At 60.7% G+C, this 25193-nt stretch carries 35 protein-coding genes; 23 read left to right on the top strand and 12 right to left on the bottom strand.

The annotated features are described in order from the left end of the window. Window positions 1–16 precede the first annotated feature (16 nt). From IMCC12053_RS09900 to IMCC12053_RS09875, 6 genes are all read left to right on the top strand, one after another. Window positions 17–1021, top strand: coding sequence for a major capsid protein (locus tag IMCC12053_RS09900; protein WP_062218611.1), 1005 nt, complete (start codon window positions 17–19; stop codon window positions 1019–1021). Further along, a complete protein-coding gene (locus IMCC12053_RS09895) occupies window positions 1021–1332 on the top strand; it encodes a head-tail joining protein (RefSeq protein ID WP_062218609.1) in 312 nt (103 codons plus the stop codon). The genes IMCC12053_RS09900 and IMCC12053_RS09895 overlap by 1 nt, the downstream gene beginning before the upstream one ends. Further along, the gene (locus IMCC12053_RS09890; protein ID WP_062218606.1) at window positions 1329–1958 is read left to right on the top strand and encodes a DUF6441 family protein; all 630 of its coding nucleotides are present in this window, start codon (window positions 1329–1331) and stop codon (window positions 1956–1958) included. The genes IMCC12053_RS09895 and IMCC12053_RS09890 overlap by 4 nt, the downstream gene beginning before the upstream one ends. Before the next feature lie 61 nt (window positions 1959–2019). Beyond that, window positions 2020–2277, top strand: a complete 258-nt coding sequence (locus IMCC12053_RS09885) for a type II toxin-antitoxin system ParD family antitoxin (RefSeq protein ID WP_062218605.1) — start codon at window positions 2020–2022, stop codon at window positions 2275–2277. Continuing rightward, complete coding sequence (locus tag IMCC12053_RS09880; protein ID WP_062218602.1) at window positions 2277–2621, top strand: type II toxin-antitoxin system RelE/ParE family toxin; 345 nt, start codon at window positions 2277–2279, stop codon at window positions 2619–2621. Before IMCC12053_RS09885 ends, IMCC12053_RS09880 begins: the two co-directional genes overlap by 1 nt. 31 nt (window positions 2622–2652) lie before the next feature. After that, complete coding sequence (locus IMCC12053_RS09875) at window positions 2653–3075, top strand: hypothetical protein (RefSeq protein ID WP_062218600.1); 423 nt, start codon at window positions 2653–2655, stop codon at window positions 3073–3075. Window positions 3076–3082: 7 nt separating this feature from the next. On the opposite strand, the gene IMCC12053_RS09870 is transcribed toward IMCC12053_RS09875, so the two are convergent. Together IMCC12053_RS09870 and IMCC12053_RS09865 are read right to left on the bottom strand one after the other, a co-directional pair. After that, entirely contained in the window at window positions 3083–3505 is a 423-nt protein-coding gene (locus IMCC12053_RS09870) for a thermonuclease family protein (protein WP_062218599.1), read from the bottom strand. Further along, window positions 3502–3903: a bactofilin family protein gene (locus IMCC12053_RS09865; protein WP_062221166.1), complete on the bottom strand. Its 402-nt coding sequence runs from the start codon at window positions 3901–3903 to the stop codon at window positions 3502–3504. Before IMCC12053_RS09865 ends, IMCC12053_RS09870 begins: the two co-directional genes overlap by 4 nt. A 286-nt stretch (window positions 3904–4189) precedes the next feature. Here IMCC12053_RS09865 and IMCC12053_RS09860 point away from each other — a divergent pair, with 286 nt between their 5' ends. The 3 genes from IMCC12053_RS09860 (at window position 4190) to IMCC12053_RS09850 (ending at window position 5855) form a co-directional block, all read left to right on the top strand. Next, window positions 4190–5131 (top strand): phage tail tube protein, encoded by a 942-nt coding sequence (locus IMCC12053_RS09860; protein ID WP_062218597.1) that lies wholly within the window; start codon window positions 4190–4192, stop codon window positions 5129–5131. After that, window positions 5131–5493 (top strand): hypothetical protein, encoded by a 363-nt coding sequence (locus IMCC12053_RS09855; protein WP_062218595.1) that lies wholly within the window; start codon window positions 5131–5133, stop codon window positions 5491–5493. Before IMCC12053_RS09860 ends, IMCC12053_RS09855 begins: the two co-directional genes overlap by 1 nt. Before the next feature lie 164 nt (window positions 5494–5657). Beyond that, window positions 5658–5855, top strand: coding sequence for a DUF7697 family protein (locus tag IMCC12053_RS09850; protein WP_236852408.1), 198 nt, complete (start codon window positions 5658–5660; stop codon window positions 5853–5855). Here IMCC12053_RS09850 and IMCC12053_RS09845 read toward each other — a convergent pair. Both IMCC12053_RS09845 and IMCC12053_RS09840 read right to left on the bottom strand, forming a co-directional pair. Continuing rightward, window positions 5826–6116: a HigA family addiction module antitoxin gene (locus IMCC12053_RS09845; protein WP_062218593.1), complete on the bottom strand. Its 291-nt coding sequence runs from the start codon at window positions 6114–6116 to the stop codon at window positions 5826–5828. The genes IMCC12053_RS09850 and IMCC12053_RS09845 overlap by 30 nt on opposite strands. A gap of 11 nt (window positions 6117–6127) precedes the next feature. Then, entirely contained in the window at window positions 6128–6424 is a 297-nt protein-coding gene (locus IMCC12053_RS09840) for a type II toxin-antitoxin system RelE/ParE family toxin (RefSeq protein WP_236852407.1), read from the bottom strand. A gap of 28 nt (window positions 6425–6452) precedes the next feature. Between IMCC12053_RS09840 and IMCC12053_RS09835 the strand changes: the two genes are divergently transcribed. From IMCC12053_RS09835 to IMCC12053_RS09825, 3 genes are read left to right on the top strand one after another with little or no spacing between them, the layout of a single operon-like run. Next, complete coding sequence (locus tag IMCC12053_RS09835; protein WP_062218591.1) at window positions 6453–8966, top strand: phage tail tape measure C-terminal domain-containing protein; 2514 nt, start codon at window positions 6453–6455, stop codon at window positions 8964–8966. Window positions 8967–9019: 53 nt separating this feature from the next. Then, on the top strand, window positions 9020–9562 hold the full coding sequence (locus tag IMCC12053_RS09830; protein WP_156320745.1) for a hypothetical protein: 543 nt from the start codon (window positions 9020–9022) through the stop codon (window positions 9560–9562). Further along, window positions 9559–10119, top strand: coding sequence for a hypothetical protein (locus IMCC12053_RS09825; protein WP_062218587.1), 561 nt, complete (start codon window positions 9559–9561; stop codon window positions 10117–10119). The genes IMCC12053_RS09830 and IMCC12053_RS09825 overlap by 4 nt, the downstream gene beginning before the upstream one ends. A 13-nt stretch (window positions 10120–10132) precedes the next feature. Here IMCC12053_RS09825 and IMCC12053_RS09820 read toward each other — a convergent pair whose 3' ends face one another. Continuing rightward, on the bottom strand, window positions 10133–10423 hold the full coding sequence (locus tag IMCC12053_RS09820; protein WP_062218585.1) for an addiction module antidote protein: 291 nt from the start codon (window positions 10421–10423) through the stop codon (window positions 10133–10135). After that, complete coding sequence (locus IMCC12053_RS09815) at window positions 10413–10733, bottom strand: type II toxin-antitoxin system RelE/ParE family toxin (protein ID WP_236852406.1); 321 nt, start codon at window positions 10731–10733, stop codon at window positions 10413–10415. The genes IMCC12053_RS09820 and IMCC12053_RS09815 overlap by 11 nt, the downstream gene beginning before the upstream one ends. Window positions 10734–10789: 56 nt before the next feature. Between IMCC12053_RS09815 and IMCC12053_RS09810 the strand changes: the two genes are divergently transcribed. Genes IMCC12053_RS09810 through IMCC12053_RS09800 form a run of 3 tightly spaced genes read left to right on the top strand, consistent with a single transcriptional unit; the run spans window position 10790 to window position 14031 of the window. Then, complete coding sequence (locus tag IMCC12053_RS09810; protein ID WP_062218581.1) at window positions 10790–11194, top strand: DUF6950 family protein; 405 nt, start codon at window positions 10790–10792, stop codon at window positions 11192–11194. Between the two features lie 3 nt (window positions 11195–11197). Beyond that, window positions 11198–13801, top strand: coding sequence for a TipJ family phage tail tip protein (locus tag IMCC12053_RS09805; protein WP_062218579.1), 2604 nt, complete (start codon window positions 11198–11200; stop codon window positions 13799–13801). Further along, window positions 13801–14031: a hypothetical protein gene (locus tag IMCC12053_RS09800; RefSeq protein ID WP_062218577.1), complete on the top strand. Its 231-nt coding sequence runs from the start codon at window positions 13801–13803 to the stop codon at window positions 14029–14031. Before IMCC12053_RS09805 ends, IMCC12053_RS09800 begins: the two co-directional genes overlap by 1 nt. On the opposite strand, the gene IMCC12053_RS09795 is transcribed toward IMCC12053_RS09800, so the two are convergent. Together IMCC12053_RS09795 and IMCC12053_RS09790 are read right to left on the bottom strand one after the other, a co-directional pair. Further along, on the bottom strand, window positions 14028–14318 hold the full coding sequence (locus IMCC12053_RS09795) for a type II toxin-antitoxin system RelE family toxin (RefSeq protein ID WP_062218575.1): 291 nt from the start codon (window positions 14316–14318) through the stop codon (window positions 14028–14030). The genes IMCC12053_RS09800 and IMCC12053_RS09795 overlap by 4 nt on opposite strands. Then, window positions 14308–14553, bottom strand: a complete 246-nt coding sequence (locus IMCC12053_RS09790; protein ID WP_062218572.1) for a type II toxin-antitoxin system Phd/YefM family antitoxin — start codon at window positions 14551–14553, stop codon at window positions 14308–14310. Before IMCC12053_RS09790 ends, IMCC12053_RS09795 begins: the two co-directional genes overlap by 11 nt. 97 nt (window positions 14554–14650) lie before the next feature. On the opposite strand from IMCC12053_RS09790, the gene IMCC12053_RS09785 reads away from it, so the two are divergent. The 8 genes from IMCC12053_RS09785 to IMCC12053_RS09750 all read left to right on the top strand — a co-directional run bounded on the left by IMCC12053_RS09785 (window position 14651) and on the right by IMCC12053_RS09750 (window position 20510). Beyond that, entirely contained in the window at window positions 14651–14962 is a 312-nt protein-coding gene (locus IMCC12053_RS09785) for a phage holin family protein (protein WP_062218570.1), read from the top strand. Between the two features lie 91 nt (window positions 14963–15053). Beyond that, window positions 15054–15986, top strand: a complete 933-nt coding sequence (locus IMCC12053_RS09780) for a C40 family peptidase (RefSeq protein ID WP_062218568.1) — start codon at window positions 15054–15056, stop codon at window positions 15984–15986. Further along, window positions 15983–16240, top strand: a complete 258-nt coding sequence (locus IMCC12053_RS09775; protein ID WP_062218566.1) for a hypothetical protein — start codon at window positions 15983–15985, stop codon at window positions 16238–16240. Before IMCC12053_RS09780 ends, IMCC12053_RS09775 begins: the two co-directional genes overlap by 4 nt. Before the next feature lie 698 nt (window positions 16241–16938). Then, window positions 16939–18054, top strand: a complete 1116-nt coding sequence (locus tag IMCC12053_RS09770; protein ID WP_062218564.1) for a phage tail fiber repeat family protein — start codon at window positions 16939–16941, stop codon at window positions 18052–18054. A 46-nt stretch (window positions 18055–18100) separates the two neighbouring features. After that, a complete protein-coding gene (locus tag IMCC12053_RS09765; RefSeq protein ID WP_062218562.1) occupies window positions 18101–18391 on the top strand; it encodes a hypothetical protein in 291 nt (96 codons plus the stop codon). A 3-nt stretch (window positions 18392–18394) separates the two neighbouring features. Further along, window positions 18395–19165, top strand: coding sequence for a hypothetical protein (locus IMCC12053_RS16005; protein WP_062218560.1), 771 nt, complete (start codon window positions 18395–18397; stop codon window positions 19163–19165). A gap of 194 nt (window positions 19166–19359) precedes the next feature. Next, entirely contained in the window at window positions 19360–19863 is a 504-nt protein-coding gene (locus tag IMCC12053_RS09755; protein WP_062218558.1) for a hypothetical protein, read from the top strand. Beyond that, a complete protein-coding gene (locus IMCC12053_RS09750; RefSeq protein ID WP_062218556.1) occupies window positions 19860–20510 on the top strand; it encodes a hypothetical protein in 651 nt (216 codons plus the stop codon). The genes IMCC12053_RS09755 and IMCC12053_RS09750 overlap by 4 nt, the downstream gene beginning before the upstream one ends. Before the next feature lie 194 nt (window positions 20511–20704). On the opposite strand, the gene IMCC12053_RS09745 is transcribed toward IMCC12053_RS09750, so the two are convergent. The 4 genes from IMCC12053_RS09745 to IMCC12053_RS09730 are packed head-to-tail and all read right to left on the bottom strand — an operon-like array spanning window position 20705 to window position 25184. Beyond that, window positions 20705–21472: an SDR family oxidoreductase gene (locus IMCC12053_RS09745; RefSeq protein ID WP_205623916.1), complete on the bottom strand. Its 768-nt coding sequence runs from the start codon at window positions 21470–21472 to the stop codon at window positions 20705–20707. 2 nt (window positions 21473–21474) lie between these two features. Then, a complete protein-coding gene (gene lpdA / locus IMCC12053_RS09740) occupies window positions 21475–22854 on the bottom strand; it encodes a dihydrolipoyl dehydrogenase (protein ID WP_062218551.1) in 1380 nt (459 codons plus the stop codon). Window positions 22855–22864: 10 nt separating this feature from the next. Next, the gene (locus IMCC12053_RS09735; RefSeq protein ID WP_062218549.1) at window positions 22865–23743 is read right to left on the bottom strand and encodes a 2-oxo acid dehydrogenase subunit E2; all 879 of its coding nucleotides are present in this window, start codon (window positions 23741–23743) and stop codon (window positions 22865–22867) included. Window positions 23744–23753: 10 nt separating this feature from the next. Then, a complete protein-coding gene (locus IMCC12053_RS09730) occupies window positions 23754–25184 on the bottom strand; it encodes an NAD-dependent succinate-semialdehyde dehydrogenase (RefSeq protein ID WP_062218547.1) in 1431 nt (476 codons plus the stop codon). Window positions 25185–25193 lie beyond the last annotated feature (9 nt).

Genomic DNA, 25193 nt, shown 5'->3' with positions numbered 1-25193 from the left:
GCACGCTGTGGCCACCATGGATATCTTTGAAGGCGACGCCTTCTCCATTATCGAGCTCACACGGGCTTTGGAAAACATCCCCTTTAAGCCGGCGATCCTGTCAGGGGCAGGGCTCTTTGGAAGTCGTGGTGTGCGGGCGCGCACCGTGATGATCGAAAGCCGCGATGGCACGCTATCGCTTATTCCGTTCTCAGAACGCGGATCCGCCTATGAGACCCAAATCCCCGAGCGACGGGAAATGCGTGCGTTTGTGTGTCGCCAGTTCAAAAAGCAGGATGTGCTTTGGGCCTCAGAAATCCAGGCTATCCGCGACTTCGGCTCAGAGACCGCGACGCAGCAGGTGCAAACCGAGGTGGCGCGCAAAATGGGGCGTTTGCGCAATGACGCGGAGGCGACGTTCGAGTTCCACCTGTTTAACGGCATCCAAGGGGTGGTGAAGGACCCGCGTGACGGGGCCACGGTGATTAACTACTTCACCGAGTTCGGCATTACGCCTGCGGCAGAGGTCGACTTTGATCTCGATAACCAGACACCGGGCTCAGGTGCTCTGCGCAAGCGCTGTCAGGCCATGATTGAAAGCGTGGAGGACACGCTAGGTGGCTTGGCCGCCGGTCAGGTGCAGCTGCGCGCTGAATGTGGCTCTGCCTTCTTTGCGGATCTAGTCGCCCATAAGGAAGTGCGTGAGACCTACCTCAACACGGCTGCTGCGGCCGATCTGCGGGGCAGGGTGGGTGAAGAGGTCAGCTTTGGTGGCATCACGTTCCGGCGCTACCGCGGCGGACTTGGCTTTGGCGTGCCCACCGACAAGGCGTACTTTTACCCTGAGGGCGTAGAAGGGCTGTTTGAGATTTATTACGCGCCTGCTGACACGTTTGAGACGGTCAATACTGTGGGCTTGCCGCTGTATGCCCGCATGATCCCTGATCGTGACCGCGATGAATGGGTGCGCCTTGAGATCGAAAGCAACCCGCTGCCGATCTGCACGCGCCCGCAGGTTCTGCGTTCGGCAAAGCGGACATGATGACCGCCTTTGCTGATGCGCTTGGGGTGCTCTTTGCAGACCCGAATATTGCTGTTGAGATTTGGCATCGGGACTGTGATGGCCAGTTCACGAGGGGTAGGGGCATTGTGCGCCGCCCTGATGAGATCACCGAGTTTGGGGCGGCGCGGCTGCTCTCAGATGCCACCCTGATTGATGTCCGGGTGGCGGATCTCCCAAATCCTCGGCCGCAGGAGCAAATCTTGATTGGTGAGGAGACGTTCCTGATCCAGGGGGAGCCGCAGCGAGACCGCGAGCGGCTTGTCTGGACCATTGAGCTCACCCCAGCATGAAATTGGGTCTTGAGATTACCCCGGACCTTGTCGCTGTGATGGCAGCGGAGATAAAGGCAGGTGAAAAGGCCGTCAGTGCAGCGATGCGCGAAGCTGGCACGGACCTGAAATCCGCATGGCGCGGGCAGATCACGCAAGCGGGTCTTGGTCGGCGATTGTCGAACTCTATCCGGAGCCAGACCTACCCGAGATCTGGCGACAGCCTGAAAGCAGCCGCGCTGGTCTGGTCGAAGGCGCCCCAGATCATTGGAGCGCATGACGCCGGACCATTGATCCGATCGAAGGATGGGTTTTGGCTGGCGATCCCTACGCCTGCTGCAGGGCGTGGCCTGCGCGGTGGCAGGATCACCCCCGGCGAATGGGAGCGGCGTCGCGGGTTGCGGCTGCGATTTGTCTATCGACGCCGCGGGCCAAGCCTGCTCGTGGCGGATGGGCGGCTGAACAATCGCGGGCAGGGCGTAGCATCTCGGTCCAAGGCCGGTCGTGGGCGCAGCACGGTGCCAATCTTTCTGCTGGTGCCGCAGGTGAAGCTGCGCAAGCGGCTCAATCTGGAGCGCGATGCTGACCGCGTGCAGGCGGCGGTTCCAGGACTAATCGTGGCGAACTGGGTGGAGGCAAAGTTATAATGTCTGATCGACATTTGGTTGCTTATGGCATATATTGCCAACTCATGTATGGGAGATAGGCATGGGCACCCGAAACGTCGTTCTTACGGACACTCAATCTAATCTTGTTGATCAATTAGTTGCGTCTGGACGCTACCAGAATGCCTCAGAAGTTTTGCGTGCGGGTCTGCGCCTTTTGGAGCGCGAGGAAGCTGAACTTGAGGACCTGCGCGCACGCCTCACCTTGGGGATTGAGGAGGCACGCAAAGGTGAGTTTGCCGGTGGTAGCGGCGAAGAGGCTATCCGCCGTGCATTTGCCGCAGCACGCAACGCAAACTAATGTCAAAGCCATGGCGCCTTACGCGGCAGGCCAGTTCGGCATTTTTAGAGATTGCGCGATGGACAACACAAACCTTTGGACCTCGGCAGGCTGCAGCCTACGAAGAAGATCTTATTGCACGGTGCGCTGAGATCGCTGCTGGAACAGCTGTCACGCAGGGGTGTCGTGACATGATCGATCCGGATCTGCCAGAGGACTTACGCTTTGCACGTGCTGGCCAGCACTTTGTGGTTTTTGTCGATTATCCCGAGCAAGTCATCATCATTGACGTATTGCACAGCCGTAGCGATCTGCCGCGTCGCCTTGCAGACCTTGGATCCCCCAAGAAGCAGTCTGGGCAATAGGTCTGGATACACGCGACGCGAAGGTATAGTCATGCCAACCACACGTGAAACCATCCTCACCGCGCTGCACGCGCGGCTTTCCATGCTACCTGCGACCGCATTGCGCGGTGACGTCTTACCCGAGCGCGTCCCAGCTGCTGGCCTTTTGATCCTGCGCGACGGCGAGCCGGGGGAGCCGGAGGTGACGCTGTCGCCGCTCACTTACCATTACCAGCACCGCGCCGAGATAGAGGCAATCGTGCAAGGGGTGCACGACCGTGACGCCGCACTAGATATATTATGCGCCAGCGTCGGCGCGGTTGTTGCGGGAGAGCGTACTTTGGGTGGCCTTTGCGAGTGGAGCGAGACCGAGGCCCCGCAGCCGGTGGATCTTCCCGTCGAAGGAGGCCCTTCGCTCAAAGCGGGAATTGTCGGTGTTGTTTTGCACTACTCGGTTGCGGACCCACTGTTGTGAAGGAGGCTTAACACGTTTTGTAATACCCGCCTGAATAGCGGCAATACTCAGTGGCCACGCCCCTCTCAATCATCAAGGCAGCAACGTCACGCCCGTCTGGTAGAAAGCATTGGCCGACGATACGGCGGTAGCGATCAATGTCGCGAACGGTGCAGCGCAGGGTTTGACCTGTGATGAGCGACGCCATTGCGCGCGTCGCGGCCGTGCCTTCGCGCGTACCAAGCTCGGGAGCGTCTAATCCCCAAACTCGAATGGCAGGTTTGAGCCCCTCCAGCCGAAATGTATCACCGTCTGTGACGCGGCTCACTGGGCCGGTGATCTGGCTTTGCGCATGACCTGGGCTTGCCATGACAGTAAGTGCTATGACTGCAAGGCGTGCGAGGCTGAAGACGCGCGCAGCGTGAGGCGGCGCAGTGGGCTTTGTGTTCATGGATTGGAAGCCTGAGCCGGCATGGAGATGCGGCCTTCGAGGTGTGCCCCGACTTCAACTGTAATGTTGTGTGCCACGATATCTGCTGTGACCCGAGCGCTTGTTTTGATGATGAGTGTTGTTGCTACAACCTTGCCCTCAACACTGCCTTCTAATGTGACGGTCTCAGCATGCACATTGCCACTAATATGGCCGGTTTTTGTCAGCACCAAGGTTTGCGCGGTAAAGTCACCCGTGAGCGTGCCTCCAAAATCCACGATGCCATCACTGGTCCAGTCGCCGGTGATTTTGATGCCGTCGTGTAAAGCTGATCGACGCTTATCAAGCCCGGCACCTTCTCTGTTTGGGGCAATATAGGGTTTTGGTGACGCAGATTGAGTGTCGTTAGAATATGTCATGTTTTTGATCTGTCTCGCAATTAACTTGCGCGCAGTTGTGGCAAGGGCGTGTTTAGGGTCAAGGCGAAACAACGCGCAGATACCAAGGAGCGTTCGCTCTGATCTTTTGCGCAGTGCGTGAGGTGCCCCGACGGCTCAACATTGGGGTGAAACGGTCTGATGCCTGTTGTCGACTGGCAGCAACCTCACCCTATTCAGGCCATAGTTCTTTGCCGCGATACGGGCCGTCTTGCGGCGCATTCATTCGACATAGCGTTTACGACTTATAACCTGAGGGAGAAACACAATGGCACGAGCCCAAGGGGCGCGGTCGCAGATGGCGCTTGCGTTTGAGACCACGTATGGCACGCCGCCGGCAGGCGGCTACACGAAGATGCCCTTCGCCAGTACGTCGCTGGGGGCGGAGCAACCGCTGCAGACCTCGGAGCTTCTGGGCTATGGGCGCGATCCGCAGGCGCCGATCAAGGATGCCGTGACGGCGGACGGGGACGTCGTGATCCCGATTGATGCGGAAGCTTTCGGGTTCTGGCTGAAGGCGGCGTTTGGAGCGCCTACAACGACGGGCGCTGACTCACGCTATACCCACGAGTTCCGCTCTGGAAACTGGGCACTGCCGAGCTTCTCGGTTGAGACTGGCATGCCGGAGGTGCCGCGCTATGCCATGTATTCCGGCTGTATGGTGGACAGCCTCAACTGGCAGATGGCGCGATCGGGCTTGCTGACGGCAACTGCGAGCATCGTGGCACAGGGCGAGGAGATCGCCACCAGTACCACCGCAGGCACGCCCGCCACTATTGCGCTGAAACGCTTCGGTCACTTCAACGGGTCGATTACGCGGAACGGGGCGAATCTTGGCAATGTCGTGTCCGCTGACCTGACCTATGCCAACAACCTTGATCGTATCGAGACGATCCGCGCTGATGGCAAGATCGACGGTGCGGATCCCTCGATCGCGGCACTCACCGGCAATGTCGTTGTGCGCTTTGCCGATCAAACGCTGGTGACACAAGCGATCAACGGCGAGGCCTGTGAGCTTGCGTTCTCATACACACTGCCCACCGGTGAAAACCTCACCGTCACTGCGCACGCCGTCTATCTGCCACGTCCCCGGATCGAGATCTCGGGCCCACAAGGCGTGCAGGCCACCTTCGATTGGCAGGCGGCGAGTGACCCGCTGGTGGGCCGCATGTGTACCGTCACACTGACCAACGACCGCGAGGAGTACTGATGCTACGATTGAACCTGTCTACCGAGCCGCAATGGCTTGATCTTGGCCATGGTGTCCGGCTGTTGGTGGAACCGCTGACCACCGCCATCATGCTGGCCGCGCGCAGCGATCCGGCGATCATTGCCGCGGCGAGCGATGCTGAGATCAGCGCCTCCAATGACGATCTCGCGCGTATCGTGGCCAAAGCCGTAGGGCGCATCGTCGTGAAGGACTGGGAGGGCGTCGGTGACGAAAACGACGAGCCTCTGCCACTGACACCTGAGGGGATTGACGCCCTACTTGAGCTCTGGCCAATTTTTGAGGCCTTCCAGACCAGATACATCGCCGGCGCGCTCATCCTGGATGCGGAAAAAAACGTCTGACCGCTCTCGCCGACTGGGAGTTCGGCGGGGGCGGTGAGTATTGCGCGGCTTGTTTTTGTGAGGAGAGCGTTTCTGTCTGCGCGGACTGCCCACGCAGCCTGCATGCGCCACGCACACTTGAGGGCTGGCAGGTCTGGGATCTGGTTCAGCGGCTCGGCGGACAGGTGCGCGTTGCCGGTGGGATGAGCGGTGGCGCGATCCTCGGTTGGGACATGGGTGCGGCACTGCACCTTGGCGCGGCCCTCGGGCTTTCTCCCGTCATCATGGCGGAACTGCTGCCGCCCATTGAGGCGGTGATGGTCCGTAAGATCAATGAAACCATGCAGGCCGGATCAGGCGGCCTGGAGGGGCTTAATGCCTGAGACATCAATGGTCTCGCGGGCCCGCGCCAGATCCCAGGCGCGCTGAAGGTTCATCCAATACTCCGGCGTTGTCGAAAAAAAGCGCGCCAAGCGCATAGCTGTATCAACCGTGACGGCGGTCTGGCCTTTGACAAGGCGCTCAATGCGGGTGCGCGGCACGCCAAGTTTTGCGGCAAGCGTGATTGCGCTCATATCGAGTGGGGTCAGGTACAGCTCGGCTAGTACTTCGCCTGGGTGGGATGGATTGGTAATGAGGCTCATGTCAGGCCCTCCTAGTGATAGTCCACGATCTCGACCTCTGCAGGTCCTTGATCAGTCCAAATAAAACAGATGCGCCATTGTCCGTTGATACGCACCGAATGGTGTCCTGCCAGGTCCCCGCTCAGGGCTTCAAGATGATTGCCCGGCGGAAACCTTAAATCTTCAAGCACGACCGCGGCATCGAGTGCCGAAAGCATGGCGCGCGTGCGCTTCACAATATTGGCTGGAAAGCCTTTGCCAAAGCGGTCCTGAACCGCTCCTGCGACAAGCTTTCCACGTGTACTTATGATCATACCAATTTGTATCATGCTGTGATACATTAATCAAGAGGTCTAAATGGCCACCAAACAAGTCTCCGTCCGCCTCTCCGCGACTGGCGGGCGCCAGGTGCGCGCCGAATTAGAAGGTGTCGGTGCGGCTGGGTCTAGGGGCATGGGGCGATTGTCGCGCGAGCTGGATCAAGCCAATGCCCGCATGGCGGGTTTTGCGCGCCGCGCCAAGATTGCGGCGACGGCTGCTGCGGCTGCCTTGGCAGGCGCTGTTGTTGCGATGACACGCTCGACCGTTGCGGCTGCCAATGAGATCGGCCAGCTTTCTCAGGTGGCCAATGCGGCACCGGAGGTGTTCCAGCGCTGGTCGGCGGCCTCCGCGACGGTAGGGGTCGAGCAGGAAAAGCTCGCTGATATCCTGAAGGACGTGAACGACCGTGTGGGGGACTTCCTGCAGACGGGCGGCGGTCCGATGGCAGACTTTTTTGAGAACATCGCACCCCGCGTGGGCGTCACTGCCGACCAGTTTGCGCGGCTTTCGGGGCCGGAAGCCTTGCAACTCTATGTCGACAGCCTTGAGAAGGCAGGCGTCAGCCAACAGGAGATGACCTTCTATCTTGAGGCCATGGCGTCCGACACCACGCGTCTTATTCCGCTGCTGCAAAATGGCGGGGCGGAGATGACCCGGCTCGGAGCGCAAGCCCAAGCGCTTGGCGCTGTTTTGGATACTGACGCCATCGCAGCCATGCGCCGCTCAGAACTGGCACTCGTCAGCATTGGCCAAGTGTTTACGGGCGTGCGCAACCGGATTGCCGTGGCGCTTGCTCCCTCGCTTGAGGCAGTCGCCAATGCCTTTGTCGCGCTGGCGTCTTCTGCGAGTCCGATCAGCCGGGCCTTCGATGCGGTTCTGGGCAATCTCGACCGGCTGGGAGTTTACGCAGGCACCTTTGCCACTTTCCTGGCAGGACGCTGGGTTGCCGCGATGGCCGCGGCAGCACTCTCTGTCCGCGGTCTGGCCACCACGCTGGTGGTTCTCAAAGGCGCGCTGATCCGCACGGGCATTGGTGCGCTCATCGTGGGCGCAGGCGAGCTGGTGTACTGGTTCACGCGACTAGCGGGCGGCGCAGGCGGCTTTGGCGAGGCGATGCGCCTGCTGAAGGATGTCGCTGTCGAGGTGTGGGACCGGATCAAGATGGGCGCCGCGGCTGCCGGCGCGCGCGCCACGGCGATGTTTTATGATCTGAAATCCGATGCCGCCACTGGCATGGCGGGCGCGATCGAGAGCGTTGTCGCCTTTGGCAATGCCACGGCGAATACGTTTGAGGGGGCGCTCATGGCCGTCCGAGACATCTGGTCCCGCCTGCCAGCTGTGATCGGGGATCTCGTTTACACAGCGGCGAACCGCATGCTCGACGGCATCGAGGCCATGCTCAATGGCGCGATCGCCCGGATTGATGCCTTTACCGGCAAAATCCGCGATGCGCTGGCGGCGGTGGGGATCGAGACGACCTTCGGCGAAATCGGTGAGATTAGTCTTGGCGATATCGACAATCCTTTCGCGGGAGCGACAGCGGATGCAGGCAGTGCTGCTGCGGATGCGTTCCGGCGGGCTTTTGAAGATAACCCGCTCACAGCGCCTGATCTGGGCTTGGACGGTATGGCGGCTGATGCACTGGCCGCGGCCAATATTTATCGTGGTGCGTCTACCGATTTGGCGGCCGGAGCCACGGCCCCGCTGTCCTCCTGGGCGGCACTGCGCGATGTAGTTGCGGGCACTGGCGCGGACGGAGCTGCAGCCCTTGATGACGCGACCGCCTCTGCTGACCGTCTCGCAGAAGCCATGGGCCAGACTGGAGAGGCTGTTGCGGGTGGTGGTGCAAGCGGCAGTGGCGACGGGGCAGCTGAGAAGATCGTGACCGGCTGGCGCGCCGTCTCGCAAGCCCTAAACTCTTATGCCACGGATGCCCTGAACTGGGGCAAAGGTCTTGGCGAAACCCTCTCCAGCGCCTTCTCTGGCGCCGAGAGTGCCTTCCGCAGCTTTGTGGAAACCGGCAAGCTCGACTTCAAGGGGCTGGTGCGCTCGATCCTCGCCGACCTGGCTGTGTTGGCGTTTAAGAATGCGGTTCTGGGACCCATAGCCAATGCACTCGGGGGTGTCTTTGGGGGTGGCTCTGCCGCAGGTGGCGCCGCATCCGGAGCGGTCACGGCTGCGGTCTCGCATGCGGGCGGCATGGTTGGGATCTCCGGCCATAGGCGGTCTGTGCCCGCAGCCGTCTTTGCGGGTGCGCCGCGGATGCATTCAGGCGGCACCGTGGGGCCGGCTGGCTCTTGGGCCGGGCTACGCCCCGATGAGGTGCCCACTATTTTGCAGCGCGGTGAACGGGTGTTGTCGCGGGCCGAGGTTGCCCGCGGCGCAGGGGGCGCCATTCCTGTGGCCATACATCTCAATGTCGACGCGCGCGGCGCGCAGATGGGCGTGGCCGAGCAGATCGCTGCAGTGATGCGCAGCGCCCAACCCGAGTTTGAGCGCATTGCGGTGGCCGCTGTTGGCAATGCCATGCGCCGGGGGCGGATGGCATGAGCGTCATTGTGGACCTGCCGCGCACCTGGGTAGCCGGCATTGAGCGACGATTGGTGACCGCCACCAGCCAGACGCAATCGCCCTTTACCGGGACGACAGAGGTGCAGGATTGGGGTGGGGAATGGTGGGAATACGACATTGAATTTGCCGCGCAATCCGGACCGCTGGCGCGCTCGGTCTCTGCGGCCCTCACGGCGCTTGGCTCTGGCCGGGGGCTACTGCTCTTTGCTGATCCCTCCATTGAGCCCAAGACCCTTGCACAACCGGTCACGCTGGCGGCCCCCATCACGGGCGGCAATGTCGTCCAAACGCAAGGCTGGCCGCCGGGGCTGCCCGCTGTAGCCTCGGGGGACTTTGTCTCCATCGGCACGGCGCGCGACACGCGCCTGCACCAGATCGCCTTTGATGTGACAGCGGACATCAACGGTCTGGCGACGCTGACCCTCTTTCCGGCCATTCGCAGCGCACTGCCGGCCAATACGCAATTGGAAGTGAACAGACCACAGGTGCTGCTGCGCCCCACGGCTTCGGTGCCAACGCGCATAGAGCGCGTAGCGCGTCACCGCTTCACCCTATCAGCCCGCGAGGCGCTATGAGCCGGGATATCACAGATGACATGGCCGAGGCGCTCGACCGCGCGGACCTGCAGCCTGCGATCTTTTTTGAAGGTGAGTTCCCCTCGGGCATGGTGCGGATCTGGACGGGTCCGGGTCCGATAGATTGGGACGGTAAGACCTGGACCGGCGTCGGGGTGCTTATGGGGCTTGGCGCGCTTGAAGAAACCTCTGATGTTGTGGCCTCTGGGACGACAGTCTCACTGTCAGGTGTACCGCTCGATCTGGTAGGTCTTGCGATCGATGAGGCGCACCAGGGTCAGGCCGGACGCATCTGGCTGGCGCTACTCACTGAGGACCGCACCGTGATTGCCGATCCCGTGCAGGCCTTTACAGGCCGTCTTGATGTGCCGGAGCTACAAGAAGACGGGCAAAGCTGCCGGATCACAATCAGTTATGAAAGCCGGCTTATTGATCTGAGTATCCCGCGCAACTGGCGCTACACCCATGAAAGCCAACAGGTGCTGCACCCGGGCGAGCGTGGTTTTGAGCATGTTACCGCGATCCAGGATCAAGAAATCACTTGGGGGCGGGGATGATGCGTGAGCGCGTTCAGTCCCGGTCGGGGAGCACTGCCAGCTTGTACCCGAGGGATTTAGCAACATGGGACAAAGTGTTGAGCGTCGGATTGCCGCCTGTTCGAAACGATTTGTACATCACTTCTCGGCTGACATTGGCTTTTGCCGCGATCTCGCTCATGCCGCGTGCACGCGCAATGTCGCCTATTGCAGCGACAATGACATCTGGATCTCCATCCTCAAATGCGGCTTCCAGATAAGCGTCTTGTGCGTCCAGATTGTCCAGTCGATCAACCGGATCCCAAGCCGTGGTTTTAAGTGTCATCGTCGAGCTCCTTTACGATGTGTTGTGCGCGCCGAATATCGGCATTTTGCCGTGCTTTACTGCCAGCGCATAGCAGAACGACGATCTGATCCCCGATACGGGTAAAATAGATCCTGTATCCAGGTCCATAATCAATGCGCAACTCGCTGACGCGCCCGCCAACGGTTTTGGCGTCGCCAAAGTGTCCCAAGCTCAATCGGCGGATCCGCACATCAATCCGTGCCGCAGCACGGATGTCTTTTAGGCCTGCGCGCCATTTTGCGAATGTCTCGGTTTGGCGAACTTCAATCATGTGTGTAATATAATACACATATCGGTATCAGTCAATATCACAGCGTCCACCTGAAAGACGAAAGGCTGCATATTGTGAGGCATAAACATTGGGAACAGATCCTTGCTGCTTCGTTAACGAACGCTCAGGCACGTCCCTTCGTCTGGGGCGAGCACGACTGCGCCACCTGGGCCTTTGATCTGCACCGCGATCTGACGGACGGCCCGGATCATGCGGCACTCTGGCGGGGGCGGTATCGCACACGGGTCGGCTGCGGACGGGTGCTGCACCGCCTTGGCTGGACAAGCCTTGAAGACGGCGGGCGCGCTTTGTTGGGTGAACCGCTTGAAAATGCACGCCTCGCGCAGCGTGGCGCTTTGATCCTGGGCGGTGCGCCTGAAGCCTTTGGGGTCGTCATCGGCGCCAAGGCCGCTTTTGTAGCACCTGAAGGTCTGGTGCGCCTGTCTATTGCAACCTGCCGTCTCGCCTGGAGGACATGATCTATGCCACCCGTGGTTTTAGGTGCTGTCGCCCTCGGGGGCGCTGCCATTGCGGCAGGCGGTGTTGCCGCGGCTTTTGCCGCCACGGGTCTGGTCGGCTTTGCCGCCCAGTTCGGGGCGTCGATGCTCTTATCAGCGGCAGCCCAAGCCTTGATGCCCACGCCCAGCCTTGGCCAGATGGAAATGAAGGCCCGCACGGTGACAGTGCGCGAGCCGGTGATGCCCCGCGAACTGGTCTATGGCCGCACGCGCAAAGGCGGCGTGATCGTGTTCCTCCATTCCACAGGAGCAAAGGACAAAGACCTGCATCTGGTTGTGGTGCTGGCCGCGCACCGCATCAAATCCATCGGGGCGATCTATTTTGAGGGCGAAGAGGCCGTTGATGTGTCAGGGGCGGCCCTGGGCCGATGGGCGGGCAAGGCTGCCGTGGAAACCCGCCTCGGGACTGAGGATCAATCCGCCTTTGCGGGGCTCATTGCGGCGGCGCCGGAGCATTGGACGGATGCTCACCGGCTTGCAGGCTGTGCGGCAATCTATCTGCGGCTCACCTATGATGCAGATGCCTTTCCGGGCGGCATTCCCAACATCACCGTGGATCTCGAGGGCAAGGCTGATATCTTTGATCCTCGGACGGGTCAGGAGGGTTACACCGACAATGCGGCCCTCTGTGTGGCCGATTACATGGCCCATGCAACCTATGGCATCGGGGCCGTGATCGGCGGTGCGGACGGGATCGAGACCGACAGTCTTATTGAGGCGGCGAATATTTGTGACGAGGCTGTGCCATTGGCCACCGGTGGGACCGAGCGGCGTTATACCTGCAATGGTGTGGTCTCGCTTTCGGAGACGCCCAAGACTATTATCGAGGCGATGCTCACCGCCATGGCAGGCCGCTGCATCTGGCAAGCGGGCCAATGGCGCATGCGGGCGGGGGCTTACCGGGTGCCAGAAACGACGATCAGCGCCGATGATGTCCGCGATGGTGGCATGACGCTGACCACACGGCAAAGCCGCGCGTCGAATTTTAATGCGGTGCGGGGCCAGTTCGTGAGCCCTGACAACAGCTGGCAGCCGGATGACTTCCCGGCCTATGCCAGTGAGGCCTACCGGTTGGAGGACAATGGAGAGCGGGTCTGGCGGGATATCTCGCTGCCGTTCACGATCTCCGCCTCCATGGCGCAGCGGTTGGCGAAAATTGAGCTAGAGCGCGCACGGCGCCAAATGAGCCTCAAGGTGGCGGGCAAACTGAAGGCCTGGCGCGTGGCGGCTGGAGAAACAACATATGTGCACTACGCCCGTTGGGGGTTTGGCGGCGCGGCTCTGCCCGAGGGCAAGCCCTTTGACGTTGAAGCGGTGCGGCTGGATCTCAGCCAAGTTGGACCGGGCCCGCGTCTGGCGCCAGACCTCCTCTTGCGAGAAACCTCTCCCCTCATTTACGACTGGGATGCTTCGGAAGAACAGATTTATGCGGCAGCCCCACGCACAGCGCTGCCCACGGCCTTTGATATCGCCCCACCGGGTGCGCCGCAGATCACGGAACAGCTTTACGTCACACGCGACGGCTCGGCGGTGAAAGTCCTGGCGCGGATCGCCTGGGAGGCAGCAGCCTCGGGGTTCGTGGACACTTATCAAGTGGAGACGCGTAGGAATGGAGGGGATGGAGGTGACTGGCTGGACCGGGGTCGAACATCCGGCACGAGGATGGAGTTGCGCGACATCCAGCCGGGCCAATGGGACGTGCGGATCAAGGCGATCTCGGTGCTCGGGGTCTCCTCAAGCTGGCGTGAAGGGGCTTTGGAGATCGTGGGACTGACAGCGCCACCGGCTGCCCTGACCGGACTGACGATCCAATCCGCGGGCGGACTCGCCGTGCTGAAATGGCAGCGATCCATTGATGTGGATGTGCGCGTGGGCGGTAATGTCATTATCCGCCACAGCAAGGAAATGGCGGCCACCTGGGCGAACTCCACGCTGATGGACCGTGTCTCAGGCGGTGAGGCGATTGCGGTCGTGCCGCTCAAACCCGGGACCTATCTTCTACGCGCCGAAGACAGCGAGGGCCGGATTGGTCCTGTCAGCACGGTGAGCACCAAGGGGGTGCAAATCCTGAGCTTTGCGCAGCTCAATACGCTGGCGGCAGAGCCGGCTTTTGCCGGGACAAAGACCAATCTTGAAACGGTTAGCGGAACCTTGAAGCTTGTGAGCGCGCCTGATGCAAGCGGCCGGCCTGAAGTTGCGGCCCTTGAGGGGCTCTATGCCTTTGGCGATCGCCTTGATTTTGGGGCGCTCAAGCGTGTGCGGCTGCGCTCGGATATTCTGGTCGGGGCCTCGGCGCTGTCGGATTACATCGATGACCGCATGACGTCCATTGATGTTTGGGCCGACTTTGATGGCTCCGAGGGCGCCGACATCGATGTGGTACTCGAGGTCCGGGAAACCGATGATGATCCAGCGGATGCAAACCCCGTCTGGGGACCCTGGGGGCGGATCGACAACAGTGAAATCGAGGCGCACGCGGTTGAGGCACGCGCCTGGCTTAGGACCAGTGATCCGGCCTTTACGCCGATCGTCTCGGAATTGCGGCTGATAGCGGATGAGGTGGCCTAGTGTCTCAAACACCCAGTTTTGTGATCATCAACGACAACGGGGCGGCCGTGCGCGCCCAGATCAACCAGATTGTCGCCGCCCTGCGCTCAACAAGCAGCGGAGTTGATGAGCCTGCGGCCACCGCGCCGGGCATGCTGTGGCTGGATACCAGCACCACACCGCCGACGCTCAAGCTGCGCAATCTGGCCGATGCCGCCTTTGAGCCGCTGCTTGATGGTGGGGAATACTAAGGATCAACGCGTTTTTGCGCGGCCTTATAAACAGCACCACGCTCGCGCTTGCCCACAGCCACCACCGTTACTGTGACAGTGGTATCTTCAATGCGGTAGACAAGGCGGTAACCTGCGCTGCGAAGTTTGATTTTGTAGTGGCTTGGCATGCCGTGCAGGCCGTCGGCCACAACATGGGGCTGCGCAAGTCGCTCTTTGAGCTTCTTTTTGAATTGCGATTGCAGCGTTGCACCGAGTTTATGCCATTCCTTTAGGGCTGACGGCAAAAATTGCAGATCATAGCTCATCCAAGCTGACCCGCACCGGTGTCTCGTCCACACGCTGCTTGATCAGATCGGCCAGCTCCAAATCGTCAAGATGCTCCATCATGGCCTCGTAGCGGGCGGCAGGCACCATGTAGGCCATGACGCGGTTGTGGTTCAGCACGGCAACAGATTGGCCTGCCGCCTGCGCCATAACCTGCGAGGGGTTCTTTTTAAGATCGGACACGCTGACGGCGACATTGGCTTCAACACGCTGCATGACAGCCTCCAAATAGTGCGAAATACAGCACCAAATATAGACCATAATAAATCCCACGCAAGGGTCTTGCGTGACTGAACCAGTAAGGGAGGCGCCCATGACCGAGCCGGGCTTTTTAGACACGTTGAACAGCCTGTTTGGGGGGGCGATGACCACGCTGATCGGCGCCTTTACGGGACGGCTGATGTATCACTCAGGTGAGGTAAAACTTGGCCGGCGGCGGTTTTTTGGCAAGGAGCTGTTGTGGGAAATCCCTGTGGCCATCGGTATGGCGATCATCGGCGAGGCGGTTGCAAGCCACTTTGATCTTGGCCAGCCGGTGCGCACAGGTCTTGTGGCCACGCTTGCCTATCTGGGACCGCGCGGGGCGGAGGCGCTGATGACGGCCTGGCTTTGCCGCAAGAAGTAAGCCGCGCCTCGTAAAACTGAACACAACCACGACCACACACATCCAGCGCTGCCCTTCGGGGCGGCGCTGTCCATTTGCATGGGAGAGCATCATGACACCTTTTGACATTGCCCGCGGGTATATCGGCACCACTGAGGGCCTAGGCCCTGCAAACAACCCAGTCGTCATGGAGATGTACGCCTCGGTCGGTCACGATTGGGTGGAGCATGACTCTGTGGCGTGGTGCGCCGCCTTCGTTGGACATTGCTTGGAGAAGGCCGGCATGCGCTCGACGCGCAAGCTGACCGCGCGGTCCTATCTGGACTGGGGCATCCCGGTCGATATTGCGGATGCGCAGCCTGGCGATATCGGGGTCATACCTCGGGGGTCGTCCAGCTGGCAGGGTCATGTGTTCTTCATTGACCGGATTGAAGGTGCATGGGTCTGGGGCTTAGGCGGCAATCAGAGCGATGCGGTCAATGTAAAACGCTATCCCATCTCTAAGCTCTTGGGTGTGCGGCGCGCGGGTCATGTGGCGCCTGCCGTCAAGATGAGCGTCCGCGATGTGCAGACCCGTTTGAAGGATCTCGGATACCATGATGTCGGCAGCATCGACGGCATCATTGGTCCACGCACGCGCGCAGCGATTCTCGCGTTCCGCGATGACGCGGCACTGCCGCTGGTTCCGATCATTGATGTGGCGTTAGAGGAGGCTTTGACCGTGGCGCCGCATCGAACGGTGGGACCCGAACGAGCATCAGGCGCGCCAGAGAACAGCCGCATCGTGACGGCCGCGAATGCGCAAATCGGGCTCGGGGTTCTGGGGGCTGCAGGCTCCATCACCTCTCAGATCGCACCGGCCTTGCGTGAGGCCGAACAGGCCCGCGATACTGCATCGCGGATCTTTGCGCTCGCAGGTCTGGAGGCGTGGCTCGCCGTGGCCCTGCCTTGGATCGGGATGGTGATGTTTGTCGGTGTAATCTTTTATGCGCTAAAGGCGCGCTCCGCCCGCATTGACGATCACCGGACAGGACGCACGCTATGATCACAGTCATCCGTGCGCTCCTGAGTGGCCTTGGCAGGCGGGCTGTTCTTTACGGCGCCATCGCTTTGGCTGTCCTAGCTGCCCTCTGGGTTGCCTTTCGCCAGGGCCGCCAAGCAGCCAAGGCCGAATTGGCCGTGCGCCGCGCCGATGCGCGCGTCAGATCCATGCAAACCTCAAAGGACACCCGCCATGACGTGCAAAACACTGACCGCACTGATCTTGAGCGCCGCGCTGACCGCTGGATGCGCGATTGATCCGGCTGTCATGTATGAGGATTGCGACTGGGCCGAGCCTATTCGACCATCGCGGCAGGACGTTTTGAGTGACGTGACGCTTGGCCAGAATCGTGGCCCATAATGAGGTGGGCGCGCGGCTGTGTGGGTGGCGGCTATGACAACCACAACTGTCACAGAAGGTCCCGGCCGTGCTGATCGGCTATGCGTGGCGGCTGCAGATTGAGGCGGAAGCAGCCGGTCTTTGTACTGAGGGTGCAAGTTATGCAGGGCAAATCCGCGAGCGCCCAAATGCGGCAGACGTCTTGGCGACACTCACCAGCGCTGATCTCGGGATCCTGCGGATCAGCGACACTGGCTGCTAGAACTGGCGCTACGCCCCGACCAAACCGCGGCTCGACGCCCTGGACGGTGTGTTGCTTGATCTCGTACGGACCGATCTCGCACCTGATCTACATCTCGGCTTCCTGCTGGAACTGCCAGTCATCCTGCCGGTGACGCGCGGGCTTGCTCCATGAGTGCTGCCATGCCTCAAACCGGCCCCATCACAATCACCGCACCGATCAAGGTTCGCGTTGTGACTGGGCCGTTACGCATTCGCCTTGGCGGCCAGCCGGGCCCCGAGGGCAAACCCGGTCCCCCCGGTGACAAAGGCGATCAGGGCGATCCGGTATCACCGTTCTGCCCACCAATACCCCAATTAACGGAGGCTTCTTTTGATGGCCAATACGATCCAGTTCAAACGCCGCCAGGCCGGCAATGCCGGAGCACCCGCTGCGCTCAAATCCGGCGAGGTCGCCCACAATGAGGTCGACGATACGCTCTATATCGGCAAGGACGATGACGGGAGCGGCAATGCCACAGCCATTGTGCCACTGGCGGGCACCGGCGGGTTTGTCGCCCGCGTTGGCAGCCAGACCATTGGTGGCGCAAAGACCTTCTCGGTTGCGCCCAAGTCGAGCCAAGATGCGAGTGGCAGCACCGATCTTGTGCGCAAGTCGCAGCTCGATGCGGGGCTGGCGGGCAAAGCGGCGACCACCCACGGTCATGCCATCTCGGAGGTCAGCGGGCTGCAGGTCGCTCTTGATGGCAAAGCTGCCGATAGCCACAGTCACGCCATCGCAGATGTCACAGGGTTGCAATCGGCGTTGAGCGCGAAGGCCTCGGTGAACTCGCCAAACCTGACTGGCACGCCTACCGCGCCCACGGCCACTGGTGGCACCAATACCACCCAGCTGGCCACGACCGCATTTGTGCAGACGGCACTGGCAGGCTTTGGCGCGGGCGATATGCTCAAGTCTGCCTATGACAGCGACAACGATGGTAAGGTTGATGCAGCTGAGGCGGCAGACAGCGTGCCTTGGGCAGGTGTTGCCGGCAAACCCGCCACCTTTGCGCCAGCGGCCCACAGCCATGCGATCTCGCAAGTCAGTGGTCTCCAGGCGGCGATTGACGGGAAAGCCGGGCTCGCCTCACCCGTTTTGACCGGCACGCCGAGCGCGCCGACGGCATCGAGCGGCACCAACACAACCCAGATCGCAAATACAGCATTTGTACAGGCCGCTATCGCAGCCCTGATTGATGCGGCCCCCGGCGCGCTGAACACCTTGAACGAATTGGCCGCGGCCTTGGGCGATGATCCCAGTTTTGCCAGCACCGTGACCAATGGGCTGGCCGGCAAGCTGGCTGCAGCATCAAACCTGGCAGATCTGCCAAATAAGGGCACAGCACGCAGCAATCTCGGTCTCGGCTCACTGGCTGTGCAAGCGGCCAATGCAGTGGCCATCACAGGTGGCAGCATTACTGGCATCGCACTTGATGGCGGCACGTTCTGATCCGCTTTGATCTTGCCTCATATGAGGCTGAACACCAGGAGGCCCCATGGCCAGCACAATCCGTATGAAACGATCTGCCATTGCGACGAAGGTGCCAACGCCGGCCCAGCTGGATCTCGGAGAACTGGCGATCAACACCCGCGACGGCAAACTCTTCCTCAAACGCGCGGACGGCAGCGAGGAGATCATTGAGGTCGGCGCCCGTTGGGGGGCGTTTACGGCCCATGCCGCAGGATCTAGCCTGACCTTCCGCTACAATGGTACCGACGTCATGACACTGGATGGTTCTGGCAATCTGACGCTACTGGGCGATGTCACCGCCTTTGGGAGTCTGTGACCCATGGCGCTTCCACTGACAGGACCGCTCTCGCTGAGCCAAGTGAACACCGAGCTTGGCCGTTCGGCGGGCGCCACGATCTCTCTTGGGGACGCAGGTGTCCGTGGCCTTGCCGGCGTGGCTGGTGGCGCCATCGGGCTTGGTACTCTGCGCGGCAAAAGCAATGCATTCGCCTGGACCATCACAAGCAACATCCAAGAGCTGGATGTGCATGCGGCGGCCTTGGCGCGCGGATGGAACGGCAGTGCAGCGGTGACAGTGACAATCGGATCCGGGGTCTACATCTGGTCGGATGATGTCGCGGTGGCCGCCCTGCGCACGGGTGGCGCATATCCAGGCGGGCTGACGCTGATCAACCGGGGCTTCATTATGGGGAAAGGCGGTGCGGGGGCGTCAAATGCGACCACACATGCGTTCAACATCTTCAGCACGCGCACAAACGGCGTAGCCGGTGGCCCTGCGATTGCGTTGAGCACGCCCATCACGATTGATAACGCTCAGGGTTATATCGGCGGCGGTGGTGGCGGGGGCAGCTCGGGTCTGGCCTGTGGCGGGGGCGGTGCGGGCGGCGGGCTTGGCGGCGGATTAAGCTACGTCTCAAACCTTGTGCCAGCGGTGGTTACGGCCCCAGCGCCACCGTCGCCGGGTCAGCCGGGATCCCAGAACCTGACCCAAGATCCAAATCATCTGGCGTTCAACGTGCATTACGCACAGCACACAGGCGCAGGGGGCGCCGGCGGCAATGTTGCGGCGAGCAAAGGCTTTAGCATCTAATCCCCCCATAGACCCAGATCGCCCTGCGGTCTCTGTCTGGCAGGCTCATCTCGTAGGCGGAGGTCGCAGGACGGTGCGGGCCGTGCGGGAGGGACAGTCACGCGGCGCAGGCGTGATCCCTCAAACACCCGCCCGCGCGGCGTTGAGCCGCAACAGTCAAATCCACACTCACATTTACATAGGAGGTCCAGTCCATGGGCAGCGGCGGCGGTGGTACACCCACCTATACATCAGCGGTCTCAGGCCAAACCGGAGGGCGGGTCATGCCCGGTGTCTCGCGTATGGGAACGGGGGCAGGTCTTTTGGACATGGTCACGGGCGATGTCACGGTCGCGGCCAATGCCACCCCGTTATACATCGACAGGCGCTATCACACGCAAGCGCTTGCATTAAACGCTCACTTCGGGGGCTGGGGCGGCGGTCCAGGTGAGGCCGGAGCAAACGGCGGGGGCTACACCACGCTGAGTGCGCAATCCCAGGATCTGATCCGCATCTACCAAACCACATCTGATTTTGCGGGCGGCTACCACGATGTGGAATCCCCCGGTGGGGGCGGGTGGGGCGCCAAGGGCGGCGACACCCTTGAGGACGCCGTGATCACCGCCACGGGTGGGGCTGGCGGCAAGGCCATTCAAACGGGTGGGCACGCGGTGACGTGGTTGTCAGGATCAAACCGCGCATATGGAGCCGTCGGATGAAAACCTCCCTACAGTTCTTCAAAGACATGGGCGTGTGTGACGGCGCCTACGCTGTGCTGGAACGCGTGTTTGAGCAGGCCGGTGTGACCGAGTTTGATTACGCGCAGGGGTATCAGGTGATGCTCGGCATGATGGATCAGCTTGAGGTTGAGGCGGCGCAAAGCGGCGAACCCGGCCATGACACAGCCCAAGGCTGGCTGGAGTGGTGCTATAATCTGCGCAACCGGCCTGAGGCCATCATGTATTTTGGGGATCATATCGAAGAGAACCTGTTCCGCACGGCGGATGGGCATCTACACGAGACGCTAGAGGCTGCGCGTGAACACGATCGGGGCCGTTACGCTGAATTACGCCGCGATCATGCCGCGGCGCGGGTGATCAACGGGGTACGGTTTGGCGAGGGCGGTGCGGAAACTTGGGAGGTGGTGGATCCGACGCAGGACGGTCTCGTGGGCTTTGATGCCTTCGTTTGGCATGACAGTACCACGGGGCTGAACCATCGGACCGACAGCGCGGCTGAGGCCGCCAGTTTTGATGCCGCGCAGGCGAGGGTTCTTGATGCGATTGATGCCGCAGAGCGAGCAGCGCGGATTGAGCGCAGGGTCAGTGATGAGAGTGGGGCGTTTGCGGTTTGGGTGGGTGGATAGGGGGAGTCAATCTGCTGGATCTTGTTCCGCTCTGCAAGGGATCCTGCATGTTCCTCGAAGGAAAGTTATTCAAGCCGTGATGCGCCAACGAGTTCGCCTTTAATATGGGGATCATGATGGCGGCCATTGGGCATTTGACGGGATAGTGGTGCGAGAAATTTGTAGAGGTTCTGGTTCATCCCGCCCGCTTCAGATTAACGTGCCAGCCAGCCACCATCGACGGGAAGAATTGCACCATGAATGAAATTGGACAGATCACTGGCCAAAAATGCCACAGGCCAAGCGATCTCTTCCGCGTCGCCCCAGCAGTCCGCGGGAACACGCGCCATCAGCGCGGCTGTGCGATGGGGGTCTTGTCGAAGAGCAGTAGTATTGTCAGTGGCAACATACCCCGGCGCTACAGCGTTTACGTTGACGCCTGACGATGCCCATTCATTGGCAAGCGCACGCGTCAGCTGTACAACTGCACCCTTTGCTGCGGCGTAGCTGGGGACGAGGATGCCCCCTTGAAAAGACAGAACCGAGGCAATGTTGATGATTTTGCCGTGGCCGCGTTCCAGCATCTCAGAACCCAGCTCGCGGCTTAGAAGAAAAACAGCGTCGAGATTGACGGCCATGACCGCGTCCCAATCGTCAGTGCTGTGGCGCGTGGCCTCCTCGCGCCGGATGATGCCGGCATTGTTAACCAAGATGTCGATAGAGATGCCATCTTCGTCGATCTTTGCAAGCAGCGCCGCAATGGCATCGCGGTCGGACAGATCACAATCCATAGGCTTGAAAAGCCCTTGGAGGCCTTCAAACTGCGCTTTAAGGTGATCGGCATTTTGGACGATCGATGTTCCGACCCCGATGACTTCCGCACCGCACTGGGCAAGCACACGGGCTATAGCAAGGCCGATGCCACGGCTTGCTCCGGTAACCAGCGCTGTTTTTCCGCCAAGGTCGATAAAGGGGCCAGACAAAGTCACAGATCTGTTAGCGTGCCGAGGGCACGCTCCGCCGCAAAGCCCACGGTTTCCGAAAGTGTTGGGTGTGCATGCACGGACAGGGCCACATCTTCGAGTGTTGCTCCCATTTCCATTGCCAACACGCATTCTGCCAAAAGCTCCCCTGCATTGCGGCCGACAAGGGTTGCGCCGAGCAAGCGTTGGCTCTCGGGGCAATAGACCAGCTTGGTCAGCCCATCACCTCCGCCCGACGCCAGGTTCCGCCCGCTCGCTGCCCAGGGAAAGCTGGCAACTTTGTAAGCAACGCCTTTATCCTTTGCCTGAGCCGCTGTCAGGCCAGCCCAAGCCAGCTCAGGCGCGGTATAAACGACTGAGGGAATGAAATCGGTGTCCAGGGCCGCAGCATGGCCAGAGGCGACTTCAGCTGCGACATGACCCTGATGGGTGGCGCGGTGCGCCAACATCGGGTTACCGGTGACGTCGCCGATGGCAAAAATATCGGTGACATTTGTACGGCAGGTGGCATCCACATGGATAATGCCTCGGTCGTCCATCTCGACTCCCGCGGCCTTTGGATCAACGAGGCAGCCGTTCGAACGTCGGCCTACGGCTTGAATCACCACATCCGCTTTAATGGTCTCCTTGAACCCACCTTCACAGGTCAGCGTTAGGGTTGCCTTGGTGGCCTTCAAAGCGCTAACTTTCGTACTTGTGTGAATCGTGACGCCCTCTGCCTCGAGTGCGGTACGCAGGATCGCCACAGCATCAACATCCGCGCCTGGGGCGATCTGGTCCATGAACTCGATTACAGTAACCTTGCTGCCAAGAGCCGCGTAGACCGTTGCCATTTCTAGCCCGATGATACCGCCACCCACGATTGAAAGCCTCTTGGGGATATCACGCAATTCAAGCGCATCGGTGGAGTCCCAGATGCGATCGTCCTCTGGCCAGCCGGGCATGCGCACAGGTGCGGAGCCGACAGCGATTACGGCCTGATCAAATGTCCAGGGCTCGCCGTCGATATCGAGGCTTTTGTCCCCCGTAAACACAGCCGTGCCACGGAGGGTCTGCATCTTACGGCGCTTGGCAAGGCCGACAAGGCCTGTCGTCAATTGCGTGACAATGCTTTCTTTTTTAGCGCGCAGTTTGTCCAGATTGACAGAGACTTTGCCAGTTGAGATTCCCCATCCCTCTCCGTGACGGGCCTCGCGGATTACTTCAGCGGCGTGCAAAAGTGCTTTGGACGGAATGCAGCCAACATTCAGGCAGACGCCCCCAAGCGTGGCGCGTGGATCGACCATAACGACGTTGCGGCCCAAATCAGCCGCGCGAAAGGCGCAGGCATAACCGCCTGGACCTGCGCCCAGAACGATAAGATCAGCGTGGTTGTCAGACATGTGTACCCCCTCAGACCATAATCCGGCGCGGATCGGCGATCAGCTCGGCAAGGTAGCTCACAAAGCGTGCCGCATCTGCGCCGTTGATGACACGGTGATCATAACTCAGATCCAGTGGGACCATCGGCACGGGACGCGGCGTGTCGCCCTCCCAGACCGTGACAGTTTCGGTGCGCGTGAGCCCGAGAATGGCGACTTCGGGCGGGTTGACGATTGGCGTGAATCCAATGCCGCCGATGCCGCCCAGATTGGTGATCGTCATCGACGCGCCGCCCATTTCATCGGGGCCGACCTTGCGGTTTTGCGCGCGCGACGCGAGGCCAGCGATTTCCGCCGCGATCTGCCACAAGCCCTTGCGGTCCACGTCGCGCACCACTGGAACCATCAGGCCATGCGCTGTGTCAACGGCAATGCCGATGTGAACGTAGTCCTTCAGCGTCAGCGTTTTTCCGTCGGGCGAAAGCGATGCATTAAACCGTGGAAACTCCCGCAGCGCACGCGCGAGGGCTTTTGCCTGAAACGCCAGTGCAGTCAGTTTGACGCCGCGAGCTTGCGCTTCGGGCTTCAGGTCTTTGCGCATCGCCTCGATGGCCGTAACATCGGCGCGATCATGGTGTGTGACCTGCGGGATGAGGGTATTGGCGGCCCCAAGGTTGGCGGAGGCCACCTGCGCAAAGCGGCTCATCGGTTCCTCAGAAACGGGGCCGAACTGGCTGTGATCCACATCCCAATAGGAGGTGTTACCGGCAGGCGCGGTGGTAGGTTTCCCGCCCTCTAGGTCTTCACGCGCGATGGATGTGCGGCCTAGATCCTTGGCCAGTTTATCCAAGTCGATGCCTTTCTGGCGCGCAAGGGCCCGAACCGAAGGTGGTGCGATAATGTCGCTCATACGTGCCTCCTTACCAGCTGGCGGAAATGTATTGGGTTTCCATAAATTCAAGCATACCTTCATGCCCGCCTTCGCGGCCCAAACCGGATTGCTTTACGCCACCAAAGGGGGCTGCGGGGTCCGACACAAGGCCACGGTTCAGGCCAACCATGCCGTACTCCAGCTGTTCACAGACCTGAAGCGCGCGTTTGAAATCCTCGGAAAAGACATAAGCAACAAGGCCGTATTCGGTGTCATTTGCCCGCGCGATGACATTATCCTGATCTTTGAAAGTCTGGATTGCCGCAACAGGGCCGAAGATCTCGTCGCGAACGCATTCGGCATCCTCGGACACGTTCGACAGAACTGTCGGCGGATAGTAAAAGCCTTTGCCGTTCGGCAAGGTGCCGCCACACTCGACTTTGGCGCCCTTAGCTACAGCGTCTGCCACGAATTCGGCCACCTTGTCGCGGGTATCTGCATTGACCAACGGGCCGACATCTACACTCGGGTCTGTTCCGTCCCCCACTTTGAGCTCGGACATCTCGGCGCTCAGGCGGCGGGTGAACTCTTCGGCTATGTTCTCATGCACATAGATGCGGTTTGCGGCCGTACAAGCTTCGCCAAGGTTACGCATCTTGGCCAACATCGTGCCCTCTATGGCCGTATCCATGTCGGCATCCTCGAAGACGATAACGGGGGCATTTCCGCCCAGTTCCATAGCTGGTTTCAACACTTGGTCGGCGGCGCCTTTCAGCAGCTTTCGACCAACACCTGTTGAGCCGGTAAAGCTAACCACACGAACGCGCGGGTCATGCATGATATGATCGACCAAAGCGCCAGTTCGCCGCGACGGCAGCACATTGACAAGCCCGGCGGGTACGCCAGCCTCTTCCAACAAAGGCATCAAGGCCAGCATCGTCAGCGGGGTTTCCGACGCGGGTTTGATGATCACACCGCATCCAGCCGCCAAGGCCGGCGCGATCTTTCGCGTGCCCATTGCAGCAGGGTAGTTCCAAGGCGTGACCAGCACAGCAAGCCCCGCAGGTTTGTGCTGTACCATGATGCGGGCGCCCGACGCAGGGGCATGGGTAATCATCCCGTCGGCACGCACGGCCTCTTCAGCGAACCAGCGAAAAAATTCGGCAGCATAGGTAGCCTCTCCGACTGCATCGGAGCGGGCCTTGCCGTTTTCCAGCGTGATGAGATGGGCAAATTCATTAAGCTTTGCGGTCATCAGCTCCCAGGCCTTGCGGAGCACTTCAGAGCGCTCGCGGGGCGTGCGTGCGGCCCAGTCCTTCATCGCGGCCTCGGCGGCATCCAGTGCTGCATCTGCATCGGTAACATCAGCAGAGGCGACAGAGGCAAGAACCTCTTCGGTGGCGGGGTTGATGACATCGAAACGCTCACCCGAGGTTCCCTTTGTCCATGTGCCGTTGATATAAAGTTCGGTATATTTCATGGGTGTCTC

The organism is Celeribacter marinus (assembly GCF_001308265.1).
Classification (GTDB): domain Bacteria; phylum Pseudomonadota; class Alphaproteobacteria; order Rhodobacterales; family Rhodobacteraceae; genus Celeribacter; species Celeribacter marinus.
The sequence above is the reverse complement of the archived record's forward strand: the minus strand, read 5'-3'. Positions and strand labels throughout refer to the sequence as shown.